The sequence below is a fragment of the Amycolatopsis pretoriensis genome, assembly GCF_900107925.1.
Lineage (GTDB): Bacteria > Actinomycetota > Actinomycetes > Mycobacteriales > Pseudonocardiaceae > Amycolatopsis > Amycolatopsis pretoriensis.
Genome location: NZ_FNUJ01000009.1, coordinates 34,041 through 47,237, shown reverse-complemented (window position 1 = coordinate 47,237; position 13,197 = coordinate 34,041). Strand labels below are relative to the sequence as shown.

The following is a 13,197-nucleotide window of genomic DNA, read 5'->3' as shown; positions in this document are numbered from 1 at the left end:
GAACGGAGGCCACCACCCGGGCCGGGTGGTGGCCTCCGTCGCGTCCGGGCAGCCGGCTTCTAGCTCATCGTCACCGAGAAGTCCGTCAGCGTGAACCGCGCCTTGCCCCCGCCCGTTGAGCAGAACTCGATCCCGTACCCGATCTGGTTCACCGTCGGGTTCGGCGGGATCAGTCCCTTCCCGATCGACCACGCGATCATCGCCTTCAGGTCGATGCTGCCCGAGTACTGCGTCGCCCGGGAAACGAACGCCACGTACCCGTCGTCGTCCGCCCAGACGTCGTACGTCGAGCCGCCCGCTGTGTACGTCGTCAGCTTGTCGCCCGACGGCTGCTGCTTCAGGTTCTCCGTCCACACCATCAGCTCGCTGACGCCCTTGCCGTCGCCCACGCCGTTCAGCCACAGGTCGTACGCCACGTCGTAGACGCCCACGCCCGGGCCGCGGCCGGCGAACGTCGAGTGGATCACCGAATAGTCGTTGAACGGCTTCCCATTCTGGTTGTTGATGTCCTTGTGGACGTTCGGATAGGTTTTCACCGACGTCGAGTCGGGTTGGCTGGATTCGACGTACCAGTTGTCGTACGCGCACGCGCGCAGCGTTTCCGGGCCTGCCTCGTCCGTGTTCCACATGTTGTTGTGGACGTAGTAGCCGCCGTCCGACCAGCCGCCGTCGGGCTCGGACGTCGAGAACTCCGGGCTGCGGCAGCCGCGCACCGGCGTTGTCGACGGCGGGGTCGGAGTCGGTACCACCGAACGAGAAGACGGCGTGACCGACGTCGGCGGCGCGACGGACGAGGTACTCGAAGAAGCCGAAGGGGACGCCGGCGTCGAAACGGGCGCGGCCGCTCCGGCGACCGGACCGGAACCGCAGCCCGCCACCACCAGAAAGGGAATCGCCAACAACCAGACCGGTATTCTTCGTCGCATTTTTTCCGCCCGCGGCCACAATTCGGCAGAACGAGGCGGAACCCTAACACGAAAAACCGGGAATCAGGCGTGGTCTTCCGCGGGGTCCAGATCGTGCGACGTGATCGGGCGGCCCGGCAGCTCGGTGCCCGGCCGGGCACTGAGGCCGTCGATCATGATCCCGACGCAGCGGCGCGCCGCCATCTCGGCCACGTCCGGCGCCTTCGCCCGCACCTGCCGCAGCAGCGTCGCGAAGAGGATGGCGATGTCCCCGGCACCGACGTCCGGGCGCAGCTTGCCCTCGGCCTGGGCGCCGCGGACGAAGTCGTCCACCACCTCCAGGATCTCGTCCCGCAGGCGCCGGACCTCCGGGTCGCCCTTGAGGATCACCAGCGCCCGGTGCGACACCATCGCCAGCTGGATGCTCAGCTGCAGCTCCACCGACTGCCGCAGCAGCCGCTCGAGCGCGCGCCACGGCGACGTCTCCTCCGCGGCGATCGCCCGGGCGTCGACCAGCACGCGCTCGAAGTTGTCCATCGCGACCGCGCGGACCAGCGCGTCCCGGTCCGGGAACCGGCGGTAAAGCGTCCCGACGCCGACGCCGGCCGCGCGGGCGATCTCCTCCATCGGCACCTCGGGCCCGGAGACGGCGAAGATGCTCTTCGCGGCGGCCAGGATCTGGTCGCGGTTGCGGCGCGCGTCCGCCCGCAGGGTGGTCTCGGGGTCTGCCGTCATGCCGTTCGCCTTCCGCTGAATCGCGCGGGCTGATTCTCGCATGGTCAAGCGGCCACACACCGGATCCACATCGAGTCACCCGTTAGCTAGTGGACGACTTCCTTCCGCTTCGGTACCTTGGCCGTAGAACCGGAATGTAATCCTCCGCATACTTTACGTCCGCTTTAGGGGGCCCGAAATGACCGAAGTCGCCGAACCCACCACTCAGGGCGACGTCTTCCCGCTGGAACGCACGTGCCCGTTCGCGCCGCCCGCGGCGTACGAGCGGCTGCGCGAAGCGGGGCCGGTCCAGCGCGTCGAGCTGCAGTCCGGCCAGGAGGCCTGGGCGATCACCCGGCTCGAAGACGTCCGGCAAATGCTCACCGACCCGCGGTTCAGCTCCGACCGGTTCAACCCCGGCTTCCCGTTCCTGACCAAGCAGGGCCGGCCGATCCGGCGGACCAACTTCACCGCGTCGCTGATCAACATGGACCCGCCGCAGCACGGTGCCGCCCGCCGCGAGGTCGTGGGCGAATTCACGGTCAAGCGGATGAAGGCGCTGCAGCCGCGGATCCAGCAGATCGTCGACGAGCACATCGACGCGATCCTGGCCGGTCCGAAGCCCGCCGACCTCGTCACGGCGCTGTCGCTGCCGGTGCCGTCGCTGGTCATCTGCGAGCTGCTGGGCGTGCCCTACGGCGACCACGAGTTCTTCCAGGTCCGCAGCTCGACGCTGCTCAACCGCGACGTCGACCAGGAGGTCCGCGTCCAGGCCGTCGACGAGCTGCAGGAGTACCTCGACCAGCTCGTCGCCAAGAAGGAAGCCGAGCCGACCGACGACCTGCTCGGCCGCCAGATCCTCAAGCAGCGCGAGGAGCACGGCGACGTCGACCACGACTCGCTCGTGTCGCTGGCCTTCCTGCTGCTCATCGCCGGGCACGAGACGACGGCGAACATGATCTCGCTCGGCACCGTCGCGCTGCTGGAGAACCCGGACCAGCTCGAAATCATCAAGAACGACCCGGGCAAGACGCTCGACGCCGTCGAGGAGCTGCTGCGGTACTTCACGATCGCGGAGTTCGCGACCTCGCGCGTCGCCACCGAAGACGTCGAGATCGGCGGGCAGCTGATCCGCGAAGGCGAGGGTGTCCTGGGCCTGAGCTACTCGGGCAACCGCGACGCGGCCGCGTTCGAGAACCCGGACGAGCTCGACCTCGAGCGCGGCGCCCGCCACCACGTCGCGTTCGGCTTCGGACCGCACCAGTGCCTCGGCCAGAACCTGGCCCGGATGGAGCTGCAGATCGTGTTCGACACGCTCTTCCGCCGCCTCCCGGAGCTGAAGCTGGCCGCGCCCGTGGACCAGCTGCCGTTCAAGCACGACTCGTCGATCTTCGGTCTGTACTGCCTGCCCGTGACCTGGTGAAGGGGACGCCATGACCACCGTCGAAAAGCACGAGTTCCCGATGACCCGCACCTGCCCGTTCGCGCCGCCACCGGCGTACGAGGAGATCCGCGAGGGTGACTCCGTCGAGCGGGTCCGGCTGCCCGAGGGCGGCCACGCCTGGGTGGTCACCCGGCTCGAAGACGTCCGGACCGTGCTGAACGACCGGCGCTTCAGCGCCGACCGCCAGCACCCGGACTTCCCGCAGCTGGTCAAGGGCGGGTTCCGGCGCAAGGGCGACGAGCGCACCATGATCACCATGGACGCGCCCGAGCACGGGCCGGCGCGCAAGGCCGTGCTCGGCGAGTTCACCGTGCGCCGGATGGAGGCGCTGCGGCCGCGGATCCAGGAGATCGTCGACGGCCAGATCGACGCGCTGCTGGCCGGGCCTCGCCCCGGCGACCTCGTCGAAACGTTGTCGCTGCCGGTGCCGTCGCTGGTGATCTGCGAAATGCTCGGGGTGCCCTACGCCGACCACGGCTTCTTCCAGGAGCACACGGCGAAGCTGATCAAGCGCGCGACGCCGCCCGAAGAGCGGCGAGCGGCGTTCGACACCATCCGCGGGTACATGGCCGACCTCATCGCGACGAAGGAGGCGAACCCGCCGGACGACCTGCTCGGCCGGCAGATCGTCAAGCTCCGCGAGGACGGCACCTACCGGCGTGAATCGCTGGCCGCGACCGGGTTCCTGCTGCTGGTGGCCGGGCACGAGACGACGGCGAACATGATTTCGCTGTCCACCGTGGCGTTCCTGCAGAACCCGGAGCAGCTCGCGGCGATCAAGGCCGACCCGGGCAAGACGCTCGACGCCGTCGAGGAGATGCTGCGCTACTGGACGATCGTCGACGCGGCCACCGCGCGCCTGTGCGTCGAAGACATCGAGGTCGGCGGGCAGCTGATCAAGGCTGGTGAAGGCGTGCTGGCGCTGGGCTACGCGGCGAACCGCGACCCGCGCGCGTTCGAGAACGCCGACGAGCTGGACATCGAGCGCGGCGCGCGCCACCACGTCGCGTTCGGCTTCGGCCCGCACCAGTGCCTGGGGCAGAACCTGGCCCGGATGGAGCTGCAGATCGTGTTCGACACGCTGTTCCGCCGCATTCCGACGCTGGCGCTGGGTTCGGACGTCGACGACCTGCCGTTCAAGGACGACGCGAACATCTACGGCCTGTACCGGCTGCCGGTGACCTGGTAGAGATCGAAGAGCTGCGTTTCCCACCACAGGCAGGAAGAAGAACCATGAAGATCATCGCGGACACCGGCAAGTGCGTCGGCGCGGGTCAGTGCGTGCTCACCGAGCCGGCGCTGTTCGACCAGAGCGAGGACGACGGCACGGTCATCGTCCTGAACGAGCAGCCGGAGGGTGAGCTGGTCGAGAAGGCCCGAGAAGCGGTGCACGTGTGCCCCAGCCAGGCCCTCTCACTCCAGGAGTGACGTGGGAACGGCCACCTCGCGGGTAAGGGGTTCCCGCGAGGTGGCCGTGGCTCGATCGTTTCAGGAGAGGCGCAGCGTGGTCTCCGGGTGGAAGGCGTGGGTCTCGCCTTCGCCGCGCAGGCCGACCCGGACGTTGTCGCCCATTCGGGGTGGCGTGCGGCCGTCGACCCGGACGACGAACCGGTCGTCGCCCACCTTGCCGTGCAGGTACGCGTCCGCGCCGAGTTCCTCCACCAGCTCCACCACCAGCTCGAACCCGCCTTCGGACACCAGCTCCAGCGACTCCGGCCGGACACCGAAGACCACTTCACGGAGGTCGCCGGCCGCCGATAGAACCGACCGCGGCAGCGGCAACACGACGTCGCCCAGCTTGACGCCGCCTTCGGTCAGCGGCAACGTCGCCAGGTTCATGGCCGGTGAGCCGATGAACCCCGCCACGAAACTGTTGCGCGGGTTCTCGTACAGCTCCCGCGGGGACGCGCACTGCTGCAGCACGCCGTCGCGGAGCACCGCCACCCGGTCGCCCATCGTCATCGCCTCGACCTGGTCGTGCGTGACGTAGATCGTCGTCGTCCCGAGACGCTGTTGCAGCTGGGCGATGTTCGCGCGCGTCTCCACCCGGAGCTTCGCGTCCAGGTTGGACAGTGGCTCGTCCATCAGGAACACGCTCGGCTCGCGCACGATCGCCCGGCCCATCGCGACGCGCTGCCGCTGCCCACCGGACAACGCCTTCGGCTTCCGATCCAAGAAGCGGGAGAGATCCAGCAGCGCGGCCGCCTCGGCCACCTTGGCATCTATGTCCGATTTGGACAGTCCACGCAGCTTCAGCGCGAAGCCCATGTTCTCGGCCACCGTCATGTGCGGGTACAGCGCGTAGGACTGGAACACCATCGCGATGTCCCGGTCCTTCGGCGGCAGGTGCGTGACGTCGCGGTCGCCGATGTGGACGGCACCCTCGTCGATGTCCTCCAGCCCCGCGAGCATCCGCAGCGCCGTCGACTTCCCGGACCCTGACGGCCCGACCAGCACCAGGAACTCCCCGTCCGGCACCGCGAGGTCGAACTTGTCGACGGCGCGAACCGCCTGGGCGCCCGGGTAGATCCGCGACGCAGCTTCGTAAACGACTCCGGCCATGGCTACTTCACCGCTCCCATCGACAGCCCGCGGACGAGGTGGTTCTGCGCGATCCAGCCGACGATCATCACCGGCAGCGAGGCCAGCAGCGCGGCGGCGGAAAGCTGGGCCCAGTACAGGCCCTCACTGGTGATGAACCCGACGAGGAACACCGGCACGGTGCCGGCGCGCGCCGCCGTCAGGTTGACCGCGTAGAAGAACTCGGTCCAGGAGAAGATGACGCAGATCAGCGCCGTCGCCGCGATCCCGGGCGCGACCACCGGCATGATGATCTTGCGCAGCAGCGTCGGCAGGTTCGCGCCGTCGATCCGGCCCGCCTCGATCATCTCGTGCGGCACCTCGAGGAAGAACGACCGCATCATCCAGATGGCCAGCGGCAGGTTCATCGACGTGTAGAGAATGACCAGCGCCCACACCGTGTCCAGCAGCTCGGTGTTCTGGGAGATGATGTACAGCGGGATGATCGCCGCCACGATCGGCAGCATCTTGGTCGAGAGGAAGAAACCCAGCGCGTTCGACGTGCCCTTCACCGGCGCCAGCGACAGCGCGTACGCCGCCGGGACGCCGAAGAGCAGCACCAGGATCGTCGAGAGGATCGTGACGAACGCCGAGTTCGACACGTACGGCAGGAACCCTCCATTGAGGACGTTCGCGATCTGGTCGAACGTCGGCGTGAAGAACAGCTTCGGCGGGTCGGTGTAGGCGTCCGCCTCCTGCTTGAACGCCGTGAGGATCATCCACAGCAGCGGGAAGACGAACAGGATGGCCAGGACCCAGGTCACCAGGGTCAGCGATCCCTTGCCGTAGGCGCGTTTGCGGGGAGCGACGGCCGTGGTCATTTGATCCCTCCGCTCACGGAGAACGTGCGGAACATCAAGCGCAGCGCGAAGGTCGCGACGATCATCGTCAGGATCACGACGATCACGCCCATCGCCGACGACTGTCCGACGTCGAAGCCTTCGAACGCGCGCTGGTAGATGTAGTACGGCAGGTTGGTGCTGGCCGTGCCCGGTCCACCCTGCGTCATCAGGAAGATGGCGTCGAAGCTGTTCACGATGTAGATCGCGCCCAGCAGCGTCGCCAGCTGCAGGAATCGGGACAGGTGCGGCAGCGTGATGGAGACGAACGTCCGCCACCGGCTCGCACCGTCCACAGAGGCTGCTTCGAGGACCTCTTTGGACTGGCTCTGCAGGCCGGCGAGGATGAGCAGCATCATGAACGGCGTCCACTGCCACACGATCTGCGCCATCACCGCGGCCAGCGGGAACTCCGAAAGCCAGTCGACGTCGGTGCCGAAGACGAAGTGCAGCAACCCGTACGTCGGGTCGAACACCGTGGTCTTCCACAGCAGCGCGCCCGCCGCCGGGAGGATGAGGAACGGCGTGATCAGCAGCGTCCGGACGACGCCGCGGCCGAAGAACTTCCGGTCGAGCAGGATCGCCAGGCCGAGGCCCAGCAGCAGCGCGACCAGCACGCACACCACCGTCAGCAGCACGGTGTTGAGCAGCGCGACCAGGAACGTCGTGTCGCTGAATACGTCGATGTAGTTGTCGAGGCCGACGAAGTGCCGTGAGCCCGGCCGGACCAGGTTCCACGACTGGAACGAGTAGAACACGGTGAGCAGGAACGGCAGCTGCGTCACCGCGACGACGAAGATCAGCGCGGGCAGCAGCGGCAGCCGCCGCTTGGCCGCGGTGCTCAGGCCTTTCTTCTCCTCGACCTTCGCGTGCGTCTGGGAGGTGGGGGTTTCTACGGAGAGCGTGGACATCACTGCACCGCCTTGTAGGAGTCGCCCACCGTCTGGGCGTAGTCCTGGGACTGCTTCAGGGCGTCTTCGACGGACTCGCGGCCGGCGATCGCCGCCGACAGCTGCTGGCTCACCCGGGTGCCCAGGTCCTGGAACTCGGGGATGCCGACGAACTGGATGCCGGGGTAGGGCACCGGGTTCGCCATGGCCTTCTGCTGGTTCGCGTCCGCGATACCGTCCAAAGTGGGCTTCGCGTAGGCCGCCGCGGCCTTGGCGTAGTCGGGAATCGCGTACGTCGACTGGCGCACGCCCGGCGGGACGCGGTTCCAGCCGTAGGTCGTCCCGACCTTCTGCACGTACGCCTTGTCGGTCATCCAGGCCATGAACTTCCAGGCCGCGTCCTTGTCCTTGGCGACCTTCGGGATGCCGAGCGCCCAGGTGTAGAGCCAGCCGCTGGCCTGGGTCTTGACGACCGGCGCGGGCGCGTACCCGGACTTGCCGACGATCTTGCTGCTCGACGGGTCCTCGTTGGTTCCCGCCATGACCGTGGCGTCGTACCACATCGCGGCCTGGCCCTGGGTGTAGCGCGTGCCGCACTCGGAGAACCCGGCGCTGGAGGCGCCGACTTCACCGTGTTCGCGGATCAGGTTGACGTAGAAGTTCGCGGCTGCGGTGAACTCGGGTGACGTCAGCTTGGCGTTCCAGTCCTTGTCGAACCATTGCGCACCAAAAGTGTTGGCCACGGTCGTGAACGGCGCGAGGCTTTCACCCCAGCCCGGCTTGCCGCGCAGGCAGATGCCGCTGACGCCGGCGGCCTTGTCGTCGAGCTTCGCGGCGAAGTCGGCGATCTGCTGCCACGTCGGCTTGGCCGGCATGGTGATCCCGGCCTTGTCGAAGAGGTCCTTGCGGTAGGCCAGGAACGACGACTCGCCGTAGAACGGCACCGCGTACATCTGGTTCTGGTACGACAGCGACTGCTTGATGCTGGGGATGAAGTCGCCTTCGTCGTAGCCCTGGGTCGAGGCCATGTGCGGCTCGAGGTTCTCGAGCCAGCCGTTGGCCGCCCACTGCGGAGCCTCGTAGTTGCTGATCATGACGACGTCGAACTCGCCGCCCTCGGTGGCGGTCGACGCGGTGATCTTCGCGCGCGCCTGGTTTTCCGGCAGGGAAACGAACTTCAGGTTGATGCCGGTGGCCTTCTCGAACTCCGGCGCGAGCGAGATCGCGTCCTTCATCTGCGGGTTGGACACGATCGCGATGACGAGCGTGCTGGTGCCCTGGCCGATCGAGCCCGCGCCCGCGCAGCCCGTGGCCAGCAACGACGTCGCGGCGAAGAGGGTGAGGAGCTTACGCACGGCCGCCTCCCGGGAGTACCTGCACCTTGAGGCCCGAGCCGCTGCGCATCTTGGCCAGCGCCTCGGGGTACTGCTCCAGCGGCAACCTGTCCGTGAGCAGCGAATCGGTGTCGATCGCACCATTCGCGACGAGGTCGAGCGCCGTGCCGAAGCTGTGCAGCACGGCCATCGAGCCGACGATGGTGATCTCGTCGTTGTAGATGCGGAACGGCGAAAGCGCGACGCGCGCTTCGGCCGGGGCGACGCCGAAGACGAGCAGCCGCCCGCCGCGGCGGATCGAGTCGAACGCGGCTTCGATGGCGGGTGCGGCGCCGGTGGCGTCCACGGCGACGTCGAACTTCTCGCCGTTCAGGTCGCTGACGTCCTTCGCGGTGGCGACGGCGCCGAGGCTTTTCGCTCGTGGCAACCGGGTTTCGTTGCGGTCGACGACCGTGACCTGCGCGCCGGAGCGCTGCAGCAGCTGCTGCATGATCAGGCCCATGGTCCCGGCGCCGACGACGAGAAAGCGCTCTCCGGCTTCGACGCCGACGCGCCGGACGCCGTGCACCGCGCAGGAGACGGGCTCGACCAGCGCGCCTTGTTCCCACGTCATCGAGTCGGGCATCCGGTAGCAGGTGGACGACGGGACGGCGACGTACTCGGCGAAGGCGCCGTTGACGGTGTCGCCGGTGGCGCCCCAGTTCGCGCAGAGGTTGCCGTGGCCGGCGCGGCACGGGCCGCAGTAGCCGCAGAACAGCGACGGGTCGACGGCGACGCGGTCGCCGACCTTCCACTCGCCCGGCACGTCCGCGCCGAGCTCGACGATTTCCCCGGCGAACTCGTGCCCGGGGACGATGGGGTACGGGGTGGGCGGGAAGTGCCCGTCCGCGATGTGCAGGTCGGTCCCGCAGATCCCGCACGCTCCGACCTTGACGACGACCTGGCGTTCCCCGGGTTTCGGATCGGGCACCTCGCCGACCCTGATCTCACCGGGCCGGTCGACGATGGCGGCACGCATGCCTAGCCCCTTCCTCGCGCTCATATGAGCAGCGTTGACCTATGGCGTCGAGAACATGTGAAGGCATTACAGGACTGACCTCGGTGTTACGTCAACCTTTCGGGCGGATTTCGCGCTATAGTGCTCAGATGAGCGCTTCTCGCAAGGGCGCGTCGCTCTCGGAAGCGATGCTGCTCGCCACCATCGCCCGGCGCTTCTACGTGCAGGGACGCTCCAAGCTGGAGATCGCCGACGAATTCGGCGTCAGCCGGTTCAAGGTGGCCCGGATGCTCGACACGGCCATGGAGTCCGGCCTGGTCAGGGTGGAGTTCTCGCTGCCGGCGCCGGTGGACCTGGCGCTGTCGGACGAGGTGCGCTCGGCGTACGGCCTGAAGCAGGCGCTGGTGCTCGAACGCTCAACCGAGCGCGAGCCGCGCGAGGTCGTCCGCGCCAAGATCGGGACGCTGGCGGCCCGGCTGCTGGAGGAGATCGCGACGCCGTCGGACGTGATTGGCTTGTCGTGGGCGCGGTCGGTTAACGCGATGACCGAGGCGATCCGGTCGTTGCCGCGGTGCCCGATCGTCCAGCTGTGCGGGGTTCAGGCGGGGATGGACATGCGCGGCCGTTCGGTGGAGACGGTCAGCCGCGTGACATCGGTGTCCGGCGGCGACGCGTACCCGATCTTCGGCCCGCTGGTCCTCCCGGACCGCCGCACGACGGAGACGTTGCGCCGGCAGCCGGGGATCGCGGAGACGTTCGGGCAGTTCCGCCACCTGACGAAGGCGGTGGTCAGCATCGGCGCGTGGCAGCCGGGCGAGTCGACGGTGTACGACGCCCTGGACGAGGCCGAGCGAGCGGCGATCGCCGCTCGTGGGGCGACGGCGGAAGTGGCGGCGCGGTTGTTCGACGCTTCGGGGAACGCTTTGTCGACGGGGTTGGCTCATCACGTGCTGGCGATCAGTCATGAGGAACTGACGGCGGTGCCGGAGGTGATCGCGCTGGGGTACAGCCGCCCGAAGGCCGCGGCGGTGGACGCGGTGCTGCGGTCGGGGATGGTGTCGACGCTGATCACCGACGCGGCGGCGGCGGTGCCGTTGCTGGCGTTGGCAGCGAAGAACCCACCGGCCCCGCGCGGCTGAGAACGCTTCCTCGTCCGGCGGTGCGCAGCGGCACGCCACCCACACCGCCGCCCTCACCGCCGAGTGGGCGGCTCGGCGGCCGAGCGGCGCGGCCAACCCGCCATGCCGGCGAGCCGATCTCGCGGCTGGCCTACTCCCGCGGGAGTACCTCCTCCCCGGCCGCGTACTTCCCCTGGCGCACTCCACTCCTCCCCGCCTCCGGGGCGAAACCCGGGTCGCGCCCGATGTGCCCGTGCGCGTGCTTCGCGAGCCTGGGAGGTGTGAAAACTTCCCCTCGCTGGCGCCAGGCCGTCGTCTGGCTGCACGTCGTCTCGTCCGTCGCGTGGATGAGCCAGGCCCTCGCCCTCGTCGTGCTCATGTCGTCGGGCGCGCCGGTACCGGCCGACCGGCTCGACTCCGTCCTGCTCGCCCCGATGGCGAACGTCTCCGCGTTCACCGGCCTCCTCCTCGCCGGCGCGACCGCGTGGGGCTACTTCCGGCACTGGTGGGTGCTGGTCAAGTTCGCCCTGACGCTGATCCAGCTCTACGCCGGGATCTTCCTGCTCTCCCCCGCCCTGCGCGAGTCCGCCGACACCGGCGAAGTCGCCTGGGCGCAGATCGCCGGGGCATCGCTGATGGCGAGCGCTTTGGCGTTCCAGGCCTGGCTTTCGGTCGCGAAGCCGGGCCGCAAGACACCGTGGTCCCCGGCCGCGAAGCCGCCGACCGCGCCGACGTGGGTGTTCGTGGCGGGCCTCATCGCACCGGCGTCCGACGTCACCGCCGGGCTCCTGCTCGGCTACCCGCTCCCGGCGTTGTCGCTGGTCACGCTGATCGTGCTCGGGTTCGAGCGGCGACGACGGCGTCGCCGTGCGCAGCGGCCCACCGTCCGAATCCCTCGATCGGCGCCAGGAAGCTTGAACCCAGCGCCGTGAGCGCGTAAGTGCCTTGGCGACGCTCGACGAGACCGCAACGCCCAGAGCACAGCCGGTCCTCAAGCGACCGCGGCGTTCGTCATCGGGTTGTGGTTCGCGGGCGGAGACGCCCAGGCGATCTTGACTCCCGCCGGGTGAGTGTCAGAGGCCGTACTCGATGGCGGTGGCGTCGGTTCCGTACTCGACGGCGGTGGGCACGAGCGCGTACTCCACCATCGAAGCGGCCGACGCGACCGGCGCCAACCCCAACGCCAGCACACCGGCGACGAACATCCCGGCCAGCAATCGCTTCACCATGGTCCCCTCCCAGGTTTCCGGAGCGTCCACGCTAACCCCGGGAGGCCATGGTCAGGAGAGGATTGCGCCGTTGAGCGCACCGACTGCGGCCAGGTTGCCGGAAGCCAGATCCGCCGCACGGGCCCGCAACGGACCACCCCCGCGCGGCACCACCGTCACCTCACCCGACGCCAAATCCGTCACCACCGTGCTCAAGGTCATCATCAGCGGATCGCCGTCGACGGCGTTCCGGTGCACAGGACCAGTCAACGCCGAAACCAGCCACTTCACGTCCGGCTCCACCGGAGCCAGGTGCGCGCACACCTCGGCGCGCGCCAAGCTCTCCTCCGACGCCGAATCCAACGACGGTGACAACCGCCGGAAGTGGTTGGTGTGCCAGGCAAGTCCACTATCCACAGTGGTCACCGCGGTCTCGTGTCCCGCCTTCTCGACCACCGTCACCACAGGCGAACCGACCTGCCCCATCGTGTAAGCGAACCCACCCGCCGAAGGGCGCGACCGCAACACCGACACCGCCTCGGCCAACCCCGACGCACGCTGGGCCGTTCGCGCCACGAAGTGCCGGCCAGCACACGGCGACGGCGTCACCACGCTCACGCTGTCGATCCCCCACACCAGCCCGTGCGTGGTCAGCGTGAACGTGTTCGACGGGAGGAACCCCGGGTACCACCACACGCACACCCCCGGCTCGCCGTCGATCAGCAGCGTCAGCAGGCGGCCGATCCCGTCGAACACCGGGGCGCCGTCTTCGTTGTGGCCCAGCAGCGACGACGACCCAGCCCACGCCAGGTCCGTGCAGCCCGTCCCGTCCCCCGCGCCCAGGTCGCCGCGCAGGTTGGCCAGCAGCAGGTCGTCGAACGGCACTCCCGCGCCCGCCGCCAGCGCCGTCAGCTCGGCGTACGCGTCCGGGTGCTCGACCTGGGACGCCGATTCGATCGCCCGGAACAGCACCGGCGACCGCCGGGCCCGCGACGCGACCGGCCACGACGGCAGTCCGTCCAAAACGGTCCGGATGTCGGCCGCGGCGTGCGCGCCCAGCGCGTGGAAAGCGGCTTCCCGGGGACCTCGGACGATCGTCCAGCGCACGTCGCCGATCCGGTGCTCCCGCACTGTCGCCACCATGGGATCACGATGACTGACCAGTCAG

General features: G+C 68.7%; 14 protein-coding genes. 5 read left to right on the top strand and 9 right to left on the bottom strand.

All coding sequences use genetic code 11. The features are described from left to right. Nucleotides 1–59: 59 nt before the first annotated feature. Both BLV96_RS35800 and BLV96_RS35795 read right to left on the bottom strand, forming a co-directional pair. Entirely contained in the window at nucleotides 60–749 is a 690-nt protein-coding gene (locus BLV96_RS35800) for a GH12 family glycosyl hydrolase domain-containing protein (RefSeq protein ID WP_244180725.1), read from the bottom strand. Nucleotides 750–989: 240 nt separating this feature from the next. Then, the gene (locus BLV96_RS35795; RefSeq protein ID WP_091390040.1) at nucleotides 990–1,640 is read right to left on the bottom strand and encodes a TetR/AcrR family transcriptional regulator; all 651 of its coding nucleotides are present in this window, start codon (nucleotides 1,638–1,640) and stop codon (nucleotides 990–992) included. 178 nt (nucleotides 1,641–1,818) lie between these two features. Between BLV96_RS35795 and BLV96_RS35790 the strand changes: the two genes are divergently transcribed. The 3 genes from BLV96_RS35790 to BLV96_RS35780 are packed head-to-tail and all read left to right on the top strand — an operon-like array spanning nucleotide 1,819 to nucleotide 4,491. Then, on the top strand, nucleotides 1,819–3,042 hold the full coding sequence (locus tag BLV96_RS35790) for a cytochrome P450 (RefSeq protein WP_091390037.1): 1,224 nt from the start codon (nucleotides 1,819–1,821) through the stop codon (nucleotides 3,040–3,042). A gap of 10 nt (nucleotides 3,043–3,052) precedes the next feature. Further along, complete coding sequence (locus tag BLV96_RS35785; protein ID WP_091390034.1) at nucleotides 3,053–4,252, top strand: cytochrome P450; 1,200 nt, start codon at nucleotides 3,053–3,055, stop codon at nucleotides 4,250–4,252. 44 nt (nucleotides 4,253–4,296) lie between these two features. Further along, nucleotides 4,297–4,491: a ferredoxin gene (locus BLV96_RS35780; protein ID WP_091390032.1), complete on the top strand. Its 195-nt coding sequence runs from the start codon at nucleotides 4,297–4,299 to the stop codon at nucleotides 4,489–4,491. A gap of 60 nt (nucleotides 4,492–4,551) precedes the next feature. Here BLV96_RS35780 and BLV96_RS35775 read toward each other — a convergent pair whose 3' ends face one another. From BLV96_RS35775 to BLV96_RS35755, 5 genes are read right to left on the bottom strand one after another with little or no spacing between them, the layout of a single operon-like run. Beyond that, nucleotides 4,552–5,625, bottom strand: coding sequence for an ABC transporter ATP-binding protein (locus tag BLV96_RS35775; protein ID WP_091390029.1), 1,074 nt, complete (start codon nucleotides 5,623–5,625; stop codon nucleotides 4,552–4,554). Nucleotides 5,626–5,627: 2 nt separating this feature from the next. Next, nucleotides 5,628–6,464, bottom strand: coding sequence for a carbohydrate ABC transporter permease (locus tag BLV96_RS35770; RefSeq protein ID WP_091390026.1), 837 nt, complete (start codon nucleotides 6,462–6,464; stop codon nucleotides 5,628–5,630). Then, entirely contained in the window at nucleotides 6,461–7,393 is a 933-nt protein-coding gene (locus BLV96_RS35765) for a carbohydrate ABC transporter permease (RefSeq protein WP_091390024.1), read from the bottom strand. Before BLV96_RS35765 ends, BLV96_RS35770 begins: the two co-directional genes overlap by 4 nt. Continuing rightward, nucleotides 7,393–8,727: an ABC transporter substrate-binding protein gene (locus BLV96_RS35760; protein ID WP_091390021.1), complete on the bottom strand. Its 1,335-nt coding sequence runs from the start codon at nucleotides 8,725–8,727 to the stop codon at nucleotides 7,393–7,395. The genes BLV96_RS35765 and BLV96_RS35760 overlap by 1 nt, the downstream gene beginning before the upstream one ends. Continuing rightward, nucleotides 8,720–9,724: a zinc-dependent alcohol dehydrogenase family protein gene (locus BLV96_RS35755; protein WP_091390020.1), complete on the bottom strand. Its 1,005-nt coding sequence runs from the start codon at nucleotides 9,722–9,724 to the stop codon at nucleotides 8,720–8,722. The genes BLV96_RS35760 and BLV96_RS35755 overlap by 8 nt, the downstream gene beginning before the upstream one ends. A 128-nt stretch (nucleotides 9,725–9,852) precedes the next feature. On the opposite strand from BLV96_RS35755, the gene BLV96_RS35750 reads away from it, so the two are divergent. Both BLV96_RS35750 and BLV96_RS35745 read left to right on the top strand, forming a co-directional pair. Next, on the top strand, nucleotides 9,853–10,842 hold the full coding sequence (locus BLV96_RS35750) for a sugar-binding transcriptional regulator (protein WP_091390017.1): 990 nt from the start codon (nucleotides 9,853–9,855) through the stop codon (nucleotides 10,840–10,842). Between the two features lie 260 nt (nucleotides 10,843–11,102). After that, complete coding sequence (locus tag BLV96_RS35745) at nucleotides 11,103–11,753, top strand: hypothetical protein (protein WP_244180723.1); 651 nt, start codon at nucleotides 11,103–11,105, stop codon at nucleotides 11,751–11,753. Between the two features lie 141 nt (nucleotides 11,754–11,894). Here the strand turns inward: BLV96_RS35745 and BLV96_RS50045 are convergent, their stop codons facing one another. Continuing rightward, the gene (locus BLV96_RS50045; protein WP_167379845.1) at nucleotides 11,895–12,050 is read right to left on the bottom strand and encodes a hypothetical protein; all 156 of its coding nucleotides are present in this window, start codon (nucleotides 12,048–12,050) and stop codon (nucleotides 11,895–11,897) included. 51 nt (nucleotides 12,051–12,101) lie between these two features. After that, nucleotides 12,102–13,172, bottom strand: a complete 1,071-nt coding sequence (locus BLV96_RS35735; RefSeq protein WP_091390014.1) for a C45 family autoproteolytic acyltransferase/hydrolase — start codon at nucleotides 13,170–13,172, stop codon at nucleotides 12,102–12,104. Between the last annotated feature and the right edge of the window lie 25 nt (nucleotides 13,173–13,197).

What these genes read in the sequence shown, in the direction of transcription:
- BLV96_RS35775 (WP_091390029.1), bottom strand. Translation starts at nt 5,625, where the DNA reads ATGGCCGGAGTCGTTTACGAAGCTGCGTCGCGGATCTACCCGGGCGCC.
- BLV96_RS35770 (WP_091390026.1), bottom strand. Translation starts at nt 6,464, where the DNA reads ATGACCACGGCCGTCGCTCCCCGCAAACGCGCCTACGGCAAGGGATCG.
- BLV96_RS35750 (WP_091390017.1), top strand. Translation starts at nt 9,853, where the DNA reads ATGAGCGCTTCTCGCAAGGGCGCGTCGCTCTCGGAAGCGATGCTGCTC.
- BLV96_RS35795 (WP_091390040.1), bottom strand. Translation starts at nt 1,640, where the DNA reads ATGACGGCAGACCCCGAGACCACCCTGCGGGCGGACGCGCGCCGCAAC.
- BLV96_RS35785 (WP_091390034.1), top strand. Translation starts at nt 3,053, where the DNA reads ATGACCACCGTCGAAAAGCACGAGTTCCCGATGACCCGCACCTGCCCG.
- BLV96_RS35790 (WP_091390037.1), top strand. Translation starts at nt 1,819, where the DNA reads ATGACCGAAGTCGCCGAACCCACCACTCAGGGCGACGTCTTCCCGCTG.
- BLV96_RS50045 (WP_167379845.1), bottom strand. Translation starts at nt 12,050, where the DNA reads ATGGTGAAGCGATTGCTGGCCGGGATGTTCGTCGCCGGTGTGCTGGCG.
- BLV96_RS35755 (WP_091390020.1), bottom strand. Translation starts at nt 9,724, where the DNA reads ATGCGTGCCGCCATCGTCGACCGGCCCGGTGAGATCAGGGTCGGCGAG.
- BLV96_RS35780 (WP_091390032.1), top strand. Translation starts at nt 4,297, where the DNA reads ATGAAGATCATCGCGGACACCGGCAAGTGCGTCGGCGCGGGTCAGTGC.
- BLV96_RS35765 (WP_091390024.1), bottom strand. Translation starts at nt 7,393, where the DNA reads ATGTCCACGCTCTCCGTAGAAACCCCCACCTCCCAGACGCACGCGAAG.
- BLV96_RS35735 (WP_091390014.1), bottom strand. Translation starts at nt 13,172, where the DNA reads ATGGTGGCGACAGTGCGGGAGCACCGGATCGGCGACGTGCGCTGGACG.